Consider the following 1,648-nt stretch of genomic DNA (forward strand, 5'->3'; position numbering starts at 1 on the left):
GTATCTCTGCCGACAATGTATCCTACTTTATGACGAGCTGCCTCTAAATGTCGCTGTTGCAAATCTTTACGAATAGCCGTAGCTGCTTGAGCCAGACTTTTAGGGCAAATGAGAAAAGCCAGGACAATCCCCTTAAACACATCTGCAAATATACTTACCGCCAACAAATCAAAGATGCTAACAACTGCAAACATTACGGCATAGGTAAAGGATAAAATGAGCAGACACACCATTCCGCCGCCGACAACCTGCATTCCCTGAGAATACTTACGGTTATAAAAAAGCTTATCCAAAACAGCAATACATCTTCCCAAAGCAGCAATGGGATGAAACCTGGTTTGCGGATCCCCTATAAGACTGTCAACTATAAACGCCGTTATAAGAGTAATCATCGCTCACCTCTTATAATTTCCCTGATTTTATCCATATTCATATGGGTCTCTACAATGTTTGCCAAGCGATCATAGTTGTCCTCTTTTCTTGCCGAATAGGAGTTCCCTCTGGTCAAAGGACTCAACCCCTTATGCAAACGCACGGCATTAATAAAGGCGTGACGAAAATCGTCATTATCAAAAAGTCCGTGTACATAGGTCCCCCAGACATGGCCGTTTTCAGATACGGCTCCGTCTTCGAAGCTACAATCCAGCCCGTGTCGGGATGTAATCAGAAACGGACGAACTTGCTCCCTTTTCATTACCGTCTGACCTGCATGAATTTCATACCCTCGCATACCGGAACAGTCAATCACTACGTCCCCTACACGTAACTTCACACAGCGGCACTGCACCTGTGCCGTTAATTTAGTATTTACGAGTACTGTTTCCGTCTGTAAAAGGCCGAGGCCGCGAATCTCTTGAACGCTCGATTCCACACCGTGGGGATCACAAAGACGCTCTCCTAACATCTGATAACCACCGCAGATACCTACGATAAAGGCCCCTTTTTTTAAAGCCTTGAAGATTTCCGCTTCCATGCCGCTTTTTCGCACATATTGCAAGTCTTCAAGTGTATTCTTCGTACCCGGTAAAATAATGACATCCGCATCCTTTAATTTTTCGGGCGTATCCGCATAATATAAGCCGATGCCGTCTTCTTGTCCCAGACTGTCGAAATCTGTAAAATTAGAAATTTTCGGTGTCATGACAACGGCAATATTCACATCTTCGTGCGTCACCTGTTGCTTCATATCATGTAAGGACACGGAATCTTCCTCATCGATCCCCATATTTTCTATATAAGGAACGACGCCGATAACAGGCTTTCCCGTCTTTTCTTCCAAGAACCGGACTGCCGGTTCAAAAAGACTGATATCCCCTCGAAACTTATTAATAACAAGCCCTTTGACAAGCTCCCGTTCTTCCGGCTCGAGCAATGCCAAGGTTCCGACAAGCGCCGCCAGAGATCCGCCCCGGTCTATGTCGGCAACGAGAAATACGGGAGCCTGTAAATACTTGGCTACACGCATATTCACAATATCCGTATCTCTCAGATTTACTTCCGCAGGACTGCCGGCCCCTTCGATAACCAGTATATCGTAAGTATCATCCATACGAGCCAAAGCCGATTTAACGGCATCAAAAGCCTTCATGCAATACGACAAGTGATATTCGCGAGCCGTCATATTCCCTACAGGAATCCCGTTAATGAT

At 45.4% G+C, this 1,648-nt stretch carries 2 protein-coding genes; both read right to left on the bottom strand.

The genetic code is table 11. From position 1 onward, the window contains the following. The coding region (locus PGX78_RS07240) for a cobalamin biosynthesis protein (RefSeq protein ID WP_270446190.1) at positions 1 to 392 on the bottom strand (392 nt) is incomplete at its 3' end. After that, the coding region (locus PGX78_RS07245) for a cobyric acid synthase (protein WP_270446192.1) at positions 389 to 1,648 on the bottom strand (1,260 nt) is incomplete at its 5' end. The genes PGX78_RS07245 and PGX78_RS07240, both read right to left, overlap by 4 nt.

The organism is Megasphaera sp. AF13-6AC (genome assembly GCF_027685385.1).
In the GTDB taxonomy this organism is placed as follows: Bacteria; Bacillota; Negativicutes; order Veillonellales; family Megasphaeraceae; genus Megasphaera; species Megasphaera micronuciformis.